Below are 16,721 nucleotides of genomic sequence, written 5' to 3' on the forward strand. Positions count from 1 at the left end.
GGGGCACGCGGGCGTGGGCGCGCCCGCGTGCCGGGGCCGGTCAGGCCTCCAGGGCGGCGTCGATCAGCCCCAGGGGCGGGGAGCCCAGCCGGAGCAGGGCGGCGTGGAAGCGCGCCAGGGAGAACCCGCTCCCCCACCGCTCGCGGGCCCGCTCGCGCAGCGCCAGGATCTCCAGCTTGCCGAGCGTGTACCGGCCGTAGGTGGGGTCGAAGGTGGCGCGGCGGGCCTCGGACAGGGCGGCCGGACCCTGGAGCGGAGTGTCCTCGGAGAAGCGCGCGGCGGCCTCCTCGACCGTCATCGTGCCGGTGTGCACGCCGATGGCCACGGACAGCCGGGTCACGCGGATGAGCGCCTCCAGCCACACCCCGATCTCGTAGTGGTCGGCGGTCCAGTCGGGGTCGCCGAGGCGTTCGGCCGCGTAGGCGCCGAATCCCTCCTCCAGACACATCTCCTCGGCGTAGTGGGCCCAGCCCTCGGCGAAGGTCATGGAGTGCAGGGCGCGCCGGACCGGGGTCGGGGCCTGGCGCAGCGCGCGGCTGTGGGAGAAGTGGCCGGGCGCGACCTCGTGGACGCTCACCGCGGGCAGGGTCGTGTGGCTGAACTGCTCCAGCCACTCGGCGGCCTCCCGCTCCGAGAGCCCGGCGTCGGGCGGGGTGATGTAGTAGAAGGACGGGGTGTCGGCCTCCCAGGGCCCGGACCAGGCCATCATCGCCGTGGCCCAGCGCAGCGAGGGCGGCGGTACGTCCACCCGGCACTCGCCGTCGTCGTACGGGACCAGCCCGCGCTCGGCGGTGAAGTCGAGGGCGATCCGGGTCCAGGTACGGGCCGCTTCGAGGACACCGTCCGGGTCGGGGTGCCGGCGGGTGAGTTCCCGGCTGAACTCCATCGGGTCGCGCCCGGGGGCCAGCCGACCGGTGGCCTCGGCGAGCGCGGCGCGCAGCCGGTCGCGTTCGGCGTCGGCGCGGGCGGTCAGGGCGTCGAGGTCGACCTCCATCGCCTCGCCGGTGCCCATCAGGCGGCTGAGCGCCTCCGCGCCCAGGGCGGCGCTCGCGGGTCCGTGTTCGGCGGCGTGCTCGACGTGGGCGAGCAGGCGGGCGTGCGCGGCCAGGGCGTCGCGGCGCACGTCCTCGGGGACCCGATCCGGGAGCCCCTCGGCCAGTCCCCGGACGGAGCCGAGGAGGGCGCGGGCCACCGGTGCGCTGAGCCGGTCGAGGGCGGCCACGGCGTTGCCGGCCAGGCCCGGCCAGAGCCTCAGGTGGGCGACGCGGGCCGCGTCGCGCTCGGCCTCGGGGGCGTAGGCGCGTTCGTAGCTGGCCAGGTCCATCTCGCCCACGTGGTGGAGCGGATTGGAGCGGTGGTCCTCCAGCTCGCCCAGTTCGTAGCGGAGGCCGTTCTCGACGGCGGTGAGGTGGGCCTCGTCGTAGGGGTCGTCAAGGGGGTCTCCGCCGAGCCGGTCCAGGCCCGCGCGGACCCCTTCCGGGGAGAGGTCGGCGGCCCTGCCGTCGTACTCGTGCATGCCCGCGCCGTCGCGCGCGGCACCGGGGGTGAGGTCGGCGATCGCCCGCAGTCGCGGGGGGAGTGGGGATACGTGGGACTGTGCAGACATGGGGCGACTCTAACCCGGGGGCGCCGTCGGGGCGGGCGGGTGGGCGAGTGCCTCGGTGGCACGGACGCGGAACTCCGGTCGGCCCCCGCGCGTCTCCCTGGTGTGACGACCTCCCCTCAAACCCCCGACGACGAACCGGTTCCCGACGCGGCCGCCCCCGGCGACGCGGCCGCCGGTGCGCGCGAGCGCCGGGCCGCGTGGCGCCGGTGGCTGGCTCCGCTGACCGCGACCGCGCTGCTGCTGGGGTTCGCGCCGTTCGCCGGGGTGCTCGCCTCCACCAGCGCCCAGCGGTACTCCGTCGACACGGTGCCCGACCGGCCGGTGGCCGTCGTCCTGGGCGCCGGGGTCCGTCCTGACGGTCGGCCCAGCCTGCTGTTGGCCCAACGCCTGGACCTGGCGGCGGAGCTCTACGAGAACGGAAGCGTCCGGGCCGTCCTGGTCACCGGCGACAACGGGGTCGAGCACTACAGCGAGACCGACACCATGCGCGACTACCTGGTGGCGGCGGGGATACCCGGGGACCGCGTGGTGGGCGACCACGCCGGGTTCTCCACCTGGGACTCCTGTGTCCGGGCCCGCGAGGTGTTCGGGGTCCGCGAGGCCACGGTCGTCACCCAGGAGTTCCACCTGCCGCGCGCGGTGCGCCTGTGCAGGGCCGCGGGGATCGACGCGGTCGGGGTGGGCGCGGCCAGTATGCGCGAGCGGGGCCCCGCGACGGTTTACGGCTGGGCCCGCGAGGTCCCCGCGGCGGTGGCGGCACTCGGCACGATGGTGTTCCGGCCCGACCCCCGGTTCCTCGGCGACTACGAGACCGGAGTGGACGACGCCCTCGCCGCCGACGACGCACCCTGACCCACGGAGCCGGTCGGCCCCTCGACCAGAGGCTCCGCCCACCGGCAGCGCAGCCGGTGGGCGGGGCCGGGCGGACGGTCCGGGCTCAGCGGCCTCCGCCGAAGAGCCGGCCGAACAGACCGCCGGGGGCCTCCGGTGCCTGCGGTGCCGCGGGGGCCTCCGAGGGCTCCTCGGCCTCCGGCTCGGGTTCCACACCGACCAGTGCGCAGAACTCCTCGGCGTCGTCCGGCAGCGCCCAGGCGCGCAGGGTCGCGGTGAACTCCTCGTCCTCCCACGCGGACGCGGGCAGCTCCGCGATGGCCCACAGGACCTTCAGCGTCTCCTCGTCGTAGTCGGCCTGGGCGTGCTCCTCGGCCGTGTGCCCCTTGGAGCGCGGGCCCAGCACCATCTCCAGGCCCGCCCCGGTGACCAGGGCGCGGGAGTCGTCCTCACCCTTGATCAGGCCCGGCAGGATGTCCAGGCGCAGGCGCCGGGCGCGGTCGCCGGCCCTTCCCAGCGCGAGGAAGCCCAGGACCTGCGGGGAGCGCTGGCCGCAGTGCGGCCACGACTCGTTGAACAGGCCCTCGTAGCCCACGGTCGTGCCGCCGCCGCGACCGATCCGGCGCAGGGCCTCCCTCGGGGTGTTCTCCCCGTGGATGAGGACGAGGGCCACCGAGGCGGCGAAGGAGTTGTAGAGGTTCCCGCCCGCCATCTGGTGGGTGAGGCCGATGGTGGTGTCCACGTCCCGGGGGTCGGCGACCTGACCGAGGGCGAACAGTTCGGCGGGGAGCGGCTCCCCGCCGTCCAGGCCCTGGGTCATGATCTCGCGCATGGAGGTGGGGGCCTTGGGGGCCGGGCGCAGGTCCTTGGCCAGGAGCACCTGGGAGGCGCCGGTGATCTCGGAGGAGATCCGTTCGGCGTCGGAGGGCAGGAACCCGAGCAGGTAGCTGACCCACTCTCCCGCGCGGTCGAGGCCGCTCCGGTTGGCACCGCCGTTCAGGAGGGTGACCAGGTCGGGAACGCGGGCCAGGACGGCCTCGTAGGTGTCCAGCTCGGCCTGGAGCAGCTCGGCTCCGTCGTCGGCCTCCATCACGGCCAGGCGGTTGCGCATCCGGAGGTAGTGCTGTTCGTCGGGGGCCTCCTCCATCCAGGCCCGGTACTGCTCCCGTACCTTCTCGGCGTCGTGGGAGACGGCCCAGGCCACCTCGTCACGCCACTGGGCGAGGTCGCGGTGCTGGGGGAAGCGGTCCTCCGCGTGGGCGCTGACCAGTTCGAGCAGCAGGCTCAGGGGGCGCCACCGGTCGGTGGGCGGGGTGTCCTCGGCGATCGCGATGTCGACGAGGCGGTCCACGATGGCGGGGGCGGCCCGGTGGCCGGGGGCGGGGTAGTGGACGAGGTCGTGCAGGTCAGACAGGGCGCTGTCGCTGGCCGCAACCCGTTCGAGCAGCTCGGGGACGCGCTGGCCGCCTTCGGGGACCAGGGCCTCCCAGTCCGCGTCCGCCGTGGTGTCGTGTGGTTCGTTTCCCGTGGTCGCGTTCATGTGCCGATTATCCCGGCTCGACGGGACCGCGCGCATCGGTACCCGCGTCGCACTCGTCACCGCGCTCCGGGGCCCGCGCGCCGGTCACGCGGCGCACCGGGCGCACCAGGCGCCGAAGGCTTAGGAGTCCGACTCGCTGAGCTCGGCGCGCAGCGGCTCGGGGCGCAGGACCGCGTCCTTGAGCGCCTTGGCGGCGGCACCGACCTCGCGCACGTAACCGATGAGGGTGGAGCGGCGGCGGGCGCCGAGGCTCGGGTCGCCCACGCCGACCGCGTCGATCCCGGCCGCGCGGGCCAGTGCCACGGTGCGGGGCAGGTGGAAGGACTGCGTGACCATGGTGGCGGCGTCCACCCCGAAGGGGCCGCGCATCCGCGCGCAGGTGTCCCAGGTCCGGTACCCGAACGGGTCCGCCGTCACCAGGTGCGCGGGGACGCCGTGGGCCACGAGGTAGTCGGTCATGGTGTCGGTCTCGCGTCGGGAGACCTCGCGGTTGTCCCCGGAGACGATGACCCGGTCGACCTTCCCCGTGTCGACCAGTCGCACGGCGAGGTCGAGACGGCGGGCGAGCAGGGGCGAGGGGCCGTCGTTCCACGCCGCGGCTCCGAGGACGACGGCGACCGGGCGGTGCGGCACCGTGTCGACGGTGCGGCGCCGACCCGCGCTGGCCAGGTGAATCCAGGCGTAGGGTGCCAGTGCCAGGGCGCACGCGCCCGCGACGATCGACGCGATCAAGATGCCCACGGCCCGAGTCCTCCCGCTCTTCGCGCGGCCCCTGCCGCACGGCCCCACCATCATGGCGCACGGCGGGGCCGGGCGGGCCGGTCCGGTGCTCGCCCGGAGGTCACCCGAAGAGGTCGGCCCAGCCGCCGGACTTCTTGTGCCGCACCTTGAGGCTGCCGCCCTGGTTCTTGCCCGTGATGACGAAGTGCGGGGCGTCGTGGCGCGCGATGGAGTCGACGTCCGACCGCTGGCTGCCGAACCAGGTGGCCTCGACGTTGACCTCGGCCGTGGCGCCGTCGGGGATGATGAGGTCGCCCGAGCCCCAGGAGACGTCCACCCAGACCTCCGTCACCCGCGAGGTGAGGCGCGCCTGGCGGAAGTCGAGCTTGGCCTCGCCGAAGCGGACGTTGACCTCGACCCGCTGGGGAACGGTCCACTCGCCCTTGCGCACGACGGAGTCGCCCTGGCCGGTGAGGACGAGGGCCTGTCCGCCGCCGGAGAGCGGCCCGGGCGTGCGGGGGGCGAGCCCTCCCGGGCTCGGTGCGCTGGCGGGGGCGGCGCCGAAGCTGCCCGCACCGGCGGGGAGGTCGGCCACGATGGGCTGGATGTCGGCGTAGGTCTTGGCGGCGTACACGGCGCCGAGGCGCTCGTCCAGCTCGTCGAGGTCCAGTCGTCCCTCTCCCGCGGCCTCGCGCAGGATCTCCGCGACCTGGTCGCGCTCGGTGTCCGAGATACGCAGTTGGTTCCTGTCGTTGGGGGCCACGTGCTCGTCCCGCTCCTTCCGCCCGGTTTGTCGCCACCAACGTTAGAGCATGTGCCCCCGCCCGTGGGGGCCCGAAGGGCACGGGTGGGGCGTCGGTCGGCCTCCGGGCCCGGCCGATCACGTGCCGGGGGACCGAATGTCACACCCCCGGGGCAGGATGTTGCGTGGTTCGACGACGTGCGGCGGACCGGGAGAGGAGGTTCCGTGGTGAGGGGACCGGGCACGGCCCGCACGGCCCGGGCGGTCGTCACCGCGGACGGGTTCCGCCGAGGTGCCGGGGCTTCGGCGGTTCCGGGGCTTTGGGGACGCCGGGCACGGGGTACCGCTTCTCTAGGGTGGTCGGTGTCCCGCTCCGGAGCGGTCGACGGCCGCACTCCGTGCGCGGACCGACGACCGTGTCCTCCGGGTGGTTGAGGACTCTGCCGGGGTAGGACGGACCCCGGCAGAGTCCTGAATCACGCGTGGTGCGCCCCGGGTGGGTACACGATCTCGCACCGCACGGCCCTCCGCACAGAGCGTGTCCGCAACCGGCCAGAGTGTGAGCCCGGGCCGGTCGTCCTCTCATGTTTGCGGCGCTCCTCCGCCATGCCCGCTTCCCGGGTTTCGGCCCTCCTCCCTCCGCGGACCCATCTCCACTCCCCCATCCCGCTCCCCCCAGCAAGAACAGTGAGACACGCACCCATGGGACAAGTTTCGGTCGGTTACATAACCCCACTTTCGGCTTCCGTCGCGCCGCGACGAACCGCAGGTCAGCCCGGCGCCGCTCCGAGACCAGGGGCGACCCCCGAAAGGCAGTCGAACGCCCTTTCGCAAACACCACCCTGACCTGCCAAGAAGCGGCGACCCGAACGACAGGGAGCGCCGCCGAGAATCCGCCACGAAGCGGCGTTTGCCCAAATTCCGCAGCGAGCAGGTTTCAGGTGAGAGCGGAGCCCCCGGGCTCCCTCGGACGACACCATCCGCTCCGACCGTCCGCCAGAACACCACCAGGTCGAAGACCGGAGGAGACCACCACGTGTCCGCCCTTGCGATCGCCCCGACGTTCCTCAGCGACTTCAACCGCCTCGCACCCGAGGTCCAGCTCGACACCCTGGCCGTGATGCGCGCCTACCAGGCCGGTGAGCACCCCGAGACGGAGTCCGTCGCGGACGCCGCCGACCCGGGTGTCCGCATCGTCGGCATCGCCCCCGACTGGTCCGGCGTCATCGTCCCCGACCCCGCCGCCGAGGCCGAACCGGGCCGTGACGACGACACCGCCGACACGCACTACCGCCTGCTCACCGTGCGCCCGCGTGAGGAGGCGCTGCGCTTCGCCCGCGGCCTGCGGCCGCGCACGGCGTCCGGAGTCCTGCGCGAGGCCGGGGCGGCCCCCGAGGCCGACCCCCGCCCCCTCGGGCCGCCCGAACTCGCCGACGCCCTGGGAGCCCCCTTCGACCAGTGGCGGGTCACCCTGCACCCGGACCAGCTCCGGCTCGCGAACGCGCGCTTCCGGGGGTCGGCACGGATCACCGGCGGCCCCGGCACCGGTAAGACGGTCCTGGCCCTGCACCGCGCCGCCCGCCTGGCCGAGCTGGACGCCGACGAGAACCCCGGCGACCACGGCGAGTCGATCCTGCTCACCTCCCCCAACCGCACCCTGGCCCAGTCGCTGTCCGACCGCCTCGACCAGCTGCTGCCCGACCCCGACACGCGCTCCCGCGTCCGGGTGGCCACCACCGACGGTCTGGCCCACTCGATCGTGCGGGCGCACTCCGGGGTGGCCCCGCGCACGCTGGCACTGGACGAGCTGGCCGAGCGCTGGCGCGCGGCCGCGCTCACCGACGGCCTGCCCTTCTCGGGACGCTTCCTCGCGGACGAGTGGGAGCAGGTGATCCTGGCCCAGGGCCTGGAGCGGCTCCCCGACTACATCCGCTGCGAGCGCAGCGGCCGTGTGCAGCACCTGGCGCCCGAACACCGGCGCCAGGTCTGGGAGGCGGTCCGCCGCTACGTGGGCGCGATGCGGGTGGAGGGCCTGTGGTCCCAGCCGCAGCTGGCCGGTGAGGCCGCGCGTCTGCTCGGCCGGTCCGGCCCGGCGTACCGGCACGTGGTGGTCGACGAGGCCCAGGACCTGCACCCGACGCAGTGGCGGATGCTGCGGGCCGCCGTCCCGGAGGCCGCGGACGACCTGTTCGTCGTGGCCGACCCCGACCAGCGGGCGTCCGACCACCGGGTGTCGCTGGCCTCGCTGGGCATCAACGTCCGGGGCCGGGGCCACCGGCTGCGGGTCAGCTACCGGCTGACCCAGGAGATCCTGGACTGGAGCACGCCGATCCTGGGCCGACGGGCCGCCCAGGGGGCGACCGACGACCCCGACACGGTCTCGGGCCGCAGGTCGGTGCTGCGCGGCGCCGCCCCGCAGGTGCGCGGCTTCGCGAACCGGGCCGAGGAGTTCGGCGGCCTGGGCGAACGTGTGCGCTCCTGGATCGAGGCCGGTGTGCGTCCGGCGGAGATCGCGGTGGCCGGGCGCAACCAGTGGGTGGTGCGCGGCGTCACCAAGGAGCTGGAGGCCCTGGGGGTGCGCACCACGCCGTTGGAGGGCGCCTCGGACCCCTCCTCGGTCCGGGTCGGCACGATGCACCGGATGAAGGGACAGGAGTTCCGCTGTGTGGCGCTGGTCGGGGTGAGCGACCACCTGCTGCCGCCCAAGGCCGCGCTGGAGGCGGCCGAGGGTGACCAGGTCGCGCTGGAACACACCCACCAGCGGGAACGAACGCTGTTGTTCGTGGCCTGCACCCGCGCCCGCGACGCCCTGTACGTGTCGCACGTGGGACAGCCCAGCCGCCTCCTCGCCGAGAGCTGGTGAGGCGCGCGGCGGCGGCTCCGCGCTGAGCCGCCGAGGGTCCGACCGGGCGGGGCGGCCCGGTCGGACCGGCCGCTCCGGCGGGGGCCGCACACGGCGCGCGGGGGCGTCACGTCCGAGACGCCCCCGCGCGGTGCCGGTGCGGTCAGCCGCCGTACCGGCCGTTCAGGTCGGGGATGGTCATGACGTCGGTGTAGGCCATCGGGTTGCCCACGTCCACGTCGGTGACGTACATGATCGGGAGCAGGAGCGGGGGCGGGAAGTCCGGCGTGAAGGTCAGCGGGATGCCGAGCAACCGGACGTGCATGCGGGTCACGTGCATCTCCACGTCGCCGGTCATGTTCATGTTGGGCAGTCCGAGGCTGCGACGGGTCCCGAGGTCGTCGAACCACAGCTCCCCGCCCCGGACGTCTCCGCTGCTCATGGTGAGGCGGATGTAGCGCTGGGGCCCGTCCTGGGTGGGGCACTCCACGACACCCCGGTAGCGGGCGCCGTACATGGCGAGGCTGTCGGCGGTGAGGCCGGAGTCGCGGACCGACCCCTGGAAGCAGTCGTACTCGGTGTCGACCGTGACCTCCGGGTACAGTCCCTCGTCCCGGGCGGCCTGACAGGCCAGGACCGCGGCGAGGAGGTCCTCCTCGTCCTCGGCCAGGGCCGCCTCGCCCACGCGGGGCTCGCAGTCCACCGCGTCGCCCTCCTCCTCGGGTTCGGTCTCCTCGTCTTCCTCGTCCTCCTCGTCGGTGTCGTCCTCGGGCTCCTCGGCGCCGGGGTCGTCCGCGTCCGGGTCCGAAGGGGCGGGGGTGGGCCGACCCGGCCGCTCGGTGGGTTCGTCGGAGGGCGCCTCCGAGGGCTGCTCCTCGGACTGGTCACCGCCGTCTCCGGGGAAGAGCCAGTCCCAGGGCCAGCCCAGAGTGGGGGCGGGAGCCGAGGCGAACGCGACGGCGGCGGCGAGCGGCAGGGCGACGGCGGCCAGGTAGCGCGAACGCCCACCCGGGTCGACCGGGTCGTCGCCCCCCTCGTTCGCCGGTTCGACCGGCCCGCCCGCGCCGGAACCCGAGCCACCGGTCGCCGACACCTCGGCCTCGGTGCGGTCCCCGCTCTCAACGGGGTCCCGGTCCTCGTCGGGGTCCCCGCCCTCGGTCGCGGTGTCGGAAGTCTCGATCGGCGGCCGGGCCCCGCGACGTCGGCGCGGCCGTCGGCGCGCCTCGGGAGACCACGCGAACACCAGGGCCCCTCCGACGATGCCGAGCAGCATGCCGATGACGAAGCCGCCGAAGTTCGAGGTCGGGAACGACACCAGTGCCAGCATGAGCCCGACCAGGCCGAAGAACACGTGTTGGGCGGGCTGGAACCAGCTCAGCGCGCCGAGCGAGATCAGCAGGAACGCGATGAGGGGCCCGTAGACCCCGGCGATACCCGCGTAGATGACCAGGTCGATCGGAAGGACCAGGCTCTGGGCGGCGGGGGCGACCAGGAGTTCGACCCCGGCCACGACCAGCAGGAGGCCGCCCCAGAACGGTCGGGTCCGCCGCCAGCCGCGGAACCAGGACCACCCCGAGCGGATCGGCGTCAGTGCGTGGGCCATGGGCTCAGAAGCACTCGTGGTTGCCCGGCTTGATCGCCAGGTTCAGCCCGCTCAGGCGCAGGGAGCCCGAGCTCACCGCCCAGGTGGTCATCTCCATGTCGGAGACGGTGATCGTGTCGGCCTGAAGACCGAAACCACCCGCGGGCCCCTGTCCGCCCTCCGCCTTGTCCAGGGTGCTGGCGTCCCGCCCGATCTCGATGGCTCCGAACTCGGCGTTGCCCTGGAGCTGCTCGATGTCGATGACCAGGTTGCTTCCCTCGACGGGGCTGCTGGCCCCGGCGTTGATGACGAGGGTCGCCTCGCCGATGGGCAGGTCCCACAGGGAGGACATGCACAGGTTCTCCAGCTCGGCGCTGTTCACGGTGGACAGGCCGACCGCCCGGGCCGATCCGTCCACGGAGTTGGCGACGTCGCCGTACTGGCTGAACCCGGTGCCGACGAGGGAGTCGGCGGACATCTTGAAGCTGTCCCCGGAGACCGCGAAGGAGGCGGCGAGGAGACCCTGCGTGGTCATGGCGCCGAGGACGCCGGCCGCCACGAACCCGGGAACCGCCACGAGAGCGAACCTGCGCCAGCGGGTTCCACCACCGCCTTCGTGCTGCTCAGGCGCGTCCTGTGGCGCTTCGGGCGCCTCTACGGGGGCCTTGGGCATGTGAACCTCCAGTGGTCCGCCGCCGGGGGGTGCGGCGAGGGGAGCGATACTTGCGCCGAAGCACGCCTCGTGTGTTATATGGAACACATCTTACTCGGCGGTAGTGACGAACATTACAATATTCAATGTCACATTTCTAGATGGTGCATTCATCGTTGCGGACTCGTATCCGGCGCATTACGGGTCCCGCGTCCGACCTGGAGAGAGACCCGAACCATGTCCCCTCAGCGCACGGAAGAACCCGCCGAAGGACCGAAGACCGTGGATGACACGTTCGACTACGACGTGGTAGTGATCGGCTCCGGTTTCGGGGGATCGGTCAGCGCCCTCCGCCTCACAGAGAAGGGTTACCGCGTCGGCGTCCTGGAGGCGGGCCGACGTTTCACACCCGAGACCCTGCCGTCATCGTCCTGGGACGTGCGGAACTTCCTCTGGGCCCCCGGCGCCGGGCTCTACGGCATCCAGCGCATCCACCTCCTGCGCGACGTGATGATCCTGGCCGGAGCGGGTGTCGGCGGCGGTTCGCTCAACTACGCGAACACGCTCTACCACCCGATGGACGCCTTCTTCGAGGACCCGCAGTGGCGCCACATCACCGACTGGAAGTCCGAGCTGGCTCCCTTCTACGACCAGGCCCGACGCATGCTCGGCGTCCGCACCAACCCCACCGTCACCCCCTCGGACGTCCACCTCAGGGCGGTTGCCGAGGACATGGGGGTCGGTGACACCTTCCGCCTCACCCCGGTCGGTGTGTGCTTCGGCGACGGCCGGGACGGCGACGGTTCCCGGGCGGTGCCCGGTGCGTCGGTCGGCGACCCCTACTTCGGCGGCGCGGGCCCCGAACGCCGTGCCTGCAAGGAGTGCGGCGAGTGCATGACCGGCTGCCGCCACGGCGCGAAGAACACCCTCACCGAGAACTACCTGTACTTCGCCGAACGCGGCGGGGCCGAGGTGCACCCGCTGACCACCGTCGAACGGCTGCGCGAGCGCCCGCCCGCGCAGGGGGGCGGGTACGCCGTGGACACCCTGCGCACCGGCTCCGCCCGGCGCCGGTCCAACGCCCGCACGTTCACCGCGCGCCAGGTCGTGGTCGCCGCCGGGACCTACAACACCCAGACCCTGCTGCACCGGATGCGCTCCGACGGGCTGCTGCCCCGGCTCTCGGAGCGGCTGGGCACGCTGACCCGTACCAACTCCGAGGCCCTGGTGGGCGCCATGAGCAAACAGGTGCCGCCGCCGGAGGACCTCACCCACGGCGTCGCCATCACGTCCTCGATCCACCCCGACGAGAACACCCACATCGAACCCGTGCGCTACGGCAAGGGCTCCAACGCGATGGGGCTGCTCACCGCGATCCAGGTGCCGGGAGGCGGCAGCGTCCCGCGCTGGCTACGCTTCCTCGGACTGGCCGCGCGCCACCCGACCGTGTTCCTGCGCAGCTTCTCCAACCGGCGCTGGTCCGAGCGGATCATCATCGGGCTGGTCATGCAGTCCCTGGACAACTCGCTGACCACCTCGGTCCGGCGGGGCCTGTTCGGCGGCCGGAAGAAGCTCACCTCCCGGCAGGGGCACGGCGAGCCCAACCCCACCTGGATTCCCGCCGGTCAGGAGGTGGCCACACGGCTGGCCGACCGGATCGACGGTTACCCGGGCGGCACGGTCGGCGACATTCTCAACATCCCGATGACCGCCCACTTCCTGGGGGGCTGCCCGATCGGTGACAGCGCGCGGACCGGCGTGATCGACCCCTACCACCGCCTGTACGGCTACCCGGGCCTGCACGTGGTGGACGGTTCGGCGGTCACCGCGAACCTGGGCGTGAACCCGTCTTTGACCATCACCGCCCAGGCCGAGCGGGCGATGTCGATGTGGCCCAACAAGGGTGAGGAGGACACCCGCCCGGCACAGGGCGAGGCGTACCGGAGCGTGCGGCCGGTCTTCCCTGAGAACCCCGCGGTTCCGAGCGGGGCCTTCGCGGAGCTGCGGTTCACGAGATCGCTTCCGCTGAGTGTGGTCGAGACGGCGGCTCCGTCCGAGCCGCCGTCCGCGAGGATCGACGGCTGAGGGCTCCCGGGACGGACGGGCCCGGACATCCGCGTCGGTGTCCGGGCCCGTGGCCCGTGTCGGGGGTGGGGTCCGTCGCGGGGGGCGCGGTCGGGGACTCGGGGGCGGGGGGCGGGGAGATCGAAGTCGTGCGCCGGGAACAGAGGTGGAGTCCGGGCGGGGGCGGTGTTCGGGCCGGAGAGCGGGTCCGGCGGTCGGTTCACCCGGTGCGGATCAGGGACCGTGGGGGCCGTCCGTGTCCTGCGTCGTCTGGTCCTCGTTCCTGAGGTGCTCCATGGCGTGGGCGAAGTGGTCGCCCATGACGTTGGTGAGGTGGTGGGCCATCTCCTGTGCCAGGACCGCGTCCACCGCCTGCTGCGCGAGGGGGCGCACCCGGCGGATGAGTTCGGCGATCTGGGCGACGTCCTCACTCTGGATCACGGTGCCGGGGGCGTGCTCGGCGATGATGTGGTCGGAGACCTGGCGGACCATGTGCTCGGAGACGTCACCGATCCGGTCCCGCAGGTTCTCCGCGATGTCCAGCACCGCTCCCACGCTCATTCCCAGCTTGACCAGCTCGACTCCCGCGTGCAGGAGGCGCGGGCTCGGGACGCGGAAGCGCAGACCGTCGCGCTCCAGCACGCCGAGGTCGAGGGCACGCTTTATGGTCTTGGGGGTCACCCCCTTGCCGAAGAGGTCCTTCAGGTCGGCCATACCGAGGTAGTCGGCGATCTCGTCGCTCCAGGCGTCACCGACCGCGGACTCGAAGCCGAGGATCTCGGACAGGTCGCCGCCGCGCTCCCACACCTGGAACATCTCGCCGATGTTGGCGAAGGTGTAGCCGCGACGCAGGAGCTGGCCGATCAGCCGCAGACGTGCCAGATGCGCCTCGGAGTAGATGCCCACCCGACCCTGGCGCCGGGGCGGGGCGAGGAGACCTCGGTCCTGGTACACCCGCACGTTGCGCACCGTCGTGTCGGCGAGCCGGGCGAGTTCGTCAATACGGTATTCGGCCATGCAACCCAGCCTAGAGACCCCGGAGCGCCGTACTCATCAGTAAATCCGCTCCCGGGCGCCGTTGAACGTTGACAACAGAGATTGTAACGTTCTAGGTGATCGGAGTGAACGGGGTCACACCACTCGAACCGCCCGTTCGGCGCGCCTCCGGCACGGAACCCCCTGGAGGTACCCATGTCCGTGGGAAACGCGCCGACACCCAAGCTCACCGACCGCGAGGACATCGCCAAGCGCCTCCTGCGCGGCTCGGCCAAGGCCTCCTTCGACCCCCTGGTCGAGATCGACTGGGAGGCCCCCCTCGAGGACCTGTGGGGGATGCGCCCCGAACGGGTCTCCCTCTACGGCACCCACCTGTGGGACCAACTCGGCGAGGCGGAGCGCCGGGAGCTGTCCCGGTTGGAGATGGCCAGCACCATGGCCACCGGGATCTGGTTCGAGACCATCCTCATGCAGATGCTCGTCCGGCACGCCTACCACAACGACCCCACCAGCCTCCACGTCCAGTACGCCTACACCGAGATCGCCGACGAGTGCCGCCACACCGTCATGTTCGCGAAGGCCATCGAGAAGCTGGGCTCCACCGCCTACCGGCTGGACCCGGTCGCGCACGTGCTGGGCAACGTCTTCAAGGCGCTCGCCCACGGGCCGCTGATCTTCGCCGGCGCCCTCTTCGTCGAGGAGATCCTCGACCAGCTCCAGCGGGAGATGATCGACGACGAGAGCATCGAGCCGGTCGTGCGCTCCACCTCCCGCATCCACGTGATCGAGGAGGCGCGGCACATCCGCTACGCCCGCGAGGAGTTCCACCGCGACTGGCGGCGTCGCGGGCCCGTGGACCGGGCGTACTCACGGCTCGTACTGGGCCTGGTCGCCTACTACGCGACGACGCGGCTGATCCACACGAAGGTCTACGAACGGATCGGCCTGGACCCCAGGGAGGCCCGGCGGACGGCCCTGCGCAACACGCGCTTCGTCGACAGCAAGACCGAGCTGTCCCGCAAGGTCGTCCGAACGCTCGACACCGCAGGGGCGATCTCCGGTCTGGGCCGGTACTTCTGGAAGAAGGCCGGGCTGCTCGGCCGCGGCTAGATAACGAAGGGGGGCGCGAACCGCCTCCGACCGGGGGCCGCGCACGGGCGCGCGGCCCCCTCCGCACGCACACGGACCCCGCACACCCGTCACCACCGGGAGTCCCCGACTTTACTGGCGAGTAAATTTCCGTGGTCTACCCATTGCATTGTGACAATGCTCGTTGTAACGTTCCGGCAATGACTGTGGAGGAGATCACATGACGACCCCCCTGCCGCGCCACCTGGGCCGCCTGCCCGGCCAGAACGCCATCGTCACCGGCGCCTCCGGCGCGTTCGGCAGCGCCACCGTGGCCGTCCTGCGCCACCTCGGCGTCAACGTCGTCGGGATCGACCGCAAGCCCGCCCCCGGCGTCATCGCCTGCGACATCACCGACGACGAGCAGGTACGGACCGCGATCGCCGAAGCCGTCGACCAGCTCGGCGGGAGCCTGGACCTGCTCATCCACTACGCCGGGGTCGGGCCCTCCGTGGACATCGGCCACCTGCCCGACTCCCACGCCCACCAGGCGCTGGAGGTCAACCTCCTCGGCACCTGGCGCGTCACCGCCGCCGCGATGCCCGCCCTGCTCCGGAACCGCGGCCGCGTGATCGTCACCGCCTCGCTCCTGGCCAACCTCCAGCTCCCGCTCGCCGGGGCCTACACGGTCTCCAAGCGCGCGGTGACCGCCTACGCCGACTGCCTGCGCGCCGAGTACGGCACGCACGTCGGCGTCACCACGGTCTACCCCGGCTACGTGGACACCCCCATCCACGAGAGCTCCCGCGCCACCGGCGCCTCCCTCGACGGACTCGTCCCCGCCGAGGCCGAGCGCGACACCGTCATGACCGTGGTCCGCGCCGCGGGCGCCCGACGCGCCCCCCGCGACGTCGCCTGCACCGCCTTCGGGACCGCCGCGCTGCACCTGACCAAACACTTCCCCGGAACCACCGAACAGATCGTGTCGCTCCAGCTCGGCCTCCTCCTCGCCGACGGCGCCTTCGCCGACGCGGAGATCGCCCGGGGGCTGCACGCGCGCCACGGTTCCCCCCACGCCCAGACCAGCGCCTCCTGAGGAGGAACGAGATGACCGCCGAAGTCGTCGCCAAGCCGAAGACCACCGACCGCGAGGACATCGCCAAGCGCCTCCTGCGCGGCTCCGCCAAGGCCTCCTTCGACCCCCTGGTCGAGATCGACTGGGACGCGCCCGTCGACCCCGACATGTGGGCGATCCGCCCGGAGCGCATCTCCCTCTACGGCACCCACCTGTGGGACCAGCTCAGTGACGGGAAGCGCAAGGAGCTCTCGCGCCTGGAGGTCGCCAGCGTCGCCACCATCGGCATCTGGTTCGAGACCATCCTCATGCAGATGCTCGTCCGGCACGCCTACCACAACGACCCCACCAGCCTCCACGTCCAGTACGCCTACACCGAGATCGCCGACGAGTGCCGCCACACCGTCATGTTCGCGAAGATGGTGCAAAAGCTCGGTTGGGAGGCGCACCGGCTCGACCCGGTCACCTTCCACCTCGGCCGGGTGTTCAAGGCCATCGCGCACGGGCCGCTGATCTTCGCGGGCGCCCTCTTCGTCGAGGAGGTCCTGGACCAGCTCCAGCGCGAGGCCGTCCCGGACGAACAGATCCTGCCGCTGGTGCGCTCCGTGGCCCGCATCCACGTGACCGAAGAGGCGCGCCACATGCGCTACGCCCGCGAGGAGTTCCAGCGCGACTGGCCCGAGCGCGGCGCCCTCAACAAGGCCTACAGCCGGATCGTCCTGGGCCTGGTCACCTACTACTCCGCGACCCGACTCATCAACCCGAAGGTCTACGCGCAGGTCGGGCTGGACCCCAAGGAGGCCTACCGGGTCGCCAGGGCCAACCCGCACTGGGTGGAGACCAAGACCTGGGCGGCCCGCAAGGTGGTCGGCACCCTGGACACCGCGGGTGCGATCACCGGCCTGGGACGGTACTTCTGGAAGAAGGCCGGGCTGCTCGGCCGCTAGCCCCCTCCCTCCCCCCGAGAGGACCCCCTCTCCCCGAGACACCGCCGCCGGAGGCG

General features: G+C 72.5%; 13 protein-coding genes. 6 read left to right on the forward strand and 7 right to left on the reverse strand.

Going from position 1 to position 16,721, the window contains the following annotated elements:
* Positions 1–40: 40 nt before the first annotated feature.
* Complete coding sequence (locus ACFYL4_RS02715) at positions 41–1,606, reverse strand: DUF885 family protein (protein WP_387515873.1); 1,566 nt, start codon at positions 1,604–1,606, stop codon at positions 41–43.
* 102 nt (positions 1,607–1,708) lie between these two features.
* On the opposite strand from ACFYL4_RS02715, the gene ACFYL4_RS02720 reads away from it, so the two are divergent.
* Complete coding sequence (locus tag ACFYL4_RS02720) at positions 1,709–2,458, forward strand: vancomycin high temperature exclusion protein (RefSeq protein ID WP_387515875.1); 750 nt, start codon at positions 1,709–1,711, stop codon at positions 2,456–2,458.
* Between the two features lie 85 nt (positions 2,459–2,543).
* Here the strand turns inward: ACFYL4_RS02720 and ACFYL4_RS02725 are convergent, their stop codons facing one another.
* The 3 genes from ACFYL4_RS02725 to ACFYL4_RS02735 all read right to left on the reverse strand — a co-directional run bounded on the left by ACFYL4_RS02725 (position 2,544) and on the right by ACFYL4_RS02735 (position 5,460).
* Positions 2,544–3,977, reverse strand: coding sequence for a hypothetical protein (locus tag ACFYL4_RS02725; protein WP_357767122.1), 1,434 nt, complete (start codon positions 3,975–3,977; stop codon positions 2,544–2,546).
* Between the two features lie 120 nt (positions 3,978–4,097).
* On the reverse strand, positions 4,098–4,718 hold the full coding sequence (locus tag ACFYL4_RS02730; protein WP_387515877.1) for a vancomycin high temperature exclusion protein: 621 nt from the start codon (positions 4,716–4,718) through the stop codon (positions 4,098–4,100).
* A 100-nt stretch (positions 4,719–4,818) separates the two neighbouring features.
* Positions 4,819–5,460 carry a DUF1707 domain-containing protein gene (locus ACFYL4_RS02735; RefSeq protein ID WP_357767128.1) on the reverse strand — a complete coding sequence of 214 codons (642 nt, stop codon included), beginning with the start codon at positions 5,458–5,460 and terminating at the stop codon, positions 4,819–4,821.
* A 1,015-nt stretch (positions 5,461–6,475) separates the two neighbouring features.
* Between ACFYL4_RS02735 and ACFYL4_RS02740 the strand changes: the two genes are divergently transcribed.
* Positions 6,476–8,302, forward strand: a complete 1,827-nt coding sequence (locus ACFYL4_RS02740) for a UvrD-helicase domain-containing protein (RefSeq protein WP_387515879.1) — start codon at positions 6,476–6,478, stop codon at positions 8,300–8,302.
* Positions 8,303–8,444: 142 nt separating this feature from the next.
* On the opposite strand, the gene ACFYL4_RS02745 is transcribed toward ACFYL4_RS02740, so the two are convergent.
* Positions 8,445–9,884: a DUF6114 domain-containing protein gene (locus ACFYL4_RS02745; RefSeq protein WP_387515881.1), complete on the reverse strand. Its 1,440-nt coding sequence runs from the start codon at positions 9,882–9,884 to the stop codon at positions 8,445–8,447.
* A gap of 4 nt (positions 9,885–9,888) precedes the next feature.
* Positions 9,889–10,536, reverse strand: coding sequence for a DUF6230 family protein (locus ACFYL4_RS02750; protein WP_387515883.1), 648 nt, complete (start codon positions 10,534–10,536; stop codon positions 9,889–9,891).
* 216 nt (positions 10,537–10,752) lie between these two features.
* On the opposite strand from ACFYL4_RS02750, the gene ACFYL4_RS02755 reads away from it, so the two are divergent.
* Entirely contained in the window at positions 10,753–12,600 is a 1,848-nt protein-coding gene (locus tag ACFYL4_RS02755; protein WP_387515885.1) for a GMC oxidoreductase, read from the forward strand.
* Positions 12,601–12,813: 213 nt separating this feature from the next.
* On the opposite strand, the gene ACFYL4_RS02760 is transcribed toward ACFYL4_RS02755, so the two are convergent.
* Positions 12,814–13,596, reverse strand: a complete 783-nt coding sequence (locus ACFYL4_RS02760; protein WP_357767141.1) for a MerR family transcriptional regulator — start codon at positions 13,594–13,596, stop codon at positions 12,814–12,816.
* A gap of 174 nt (positions 13,597–13,770) precedes the next feature.
* Between ACFYL4_RS02760 and ACFYL4_RS02765 the strand changes: the two genes are divergently transcribed.
* From ACFYL4_RS02765 to ACFYL4_RS02775, 3 genes are all read left to right on the forward strand, one after another.
* Entirely contained in the window at positions 13,771–14,685 is a 915-nt protein-coding gene (locus tag ACFYL4_RS02765; RefSeq protein WP_387515887.1) for a diiron oxygenase, read from the forward strand.
* Positions 14,686–14,884: 199 nt separating this feature from the next.
* Complete coding sequence (locus ACFYL4_RS02770) at positions 14,885–15,739, forward strand: SDR family NAD(P)-dependent oxidoreductase (RefSeq protein ID WP_357767147.1); 855 nt, start codon at positions 14,885–14,887, stop codon at positions 15,737–15,739.
* Positions 15,740–15,750: 11 nt separating this feature from the next.
* Positions 15,751–16,665, forward strand: coding sequence for a diiron oxygenase (locus ACFYL4_RS02775; RefSeq protein ID WP_387515889.1), 915 nt, complete (start codon positions 15,751–15,753; stop codon positions 16,663–16,665).
* Positions 16,666–16,721 lie beyond the last annotated feature (56 nt).

The sequence above is a fragment of the Nocardiopsis sp. NPDC006938 genome (assembly GCF_042869555.1).
Taxonomy (GTDB): Bacteria; Actinomycetota; Actinomycetes; order Streptosporangiales; family Streptosporangiaceae; genus Nocardiopsis.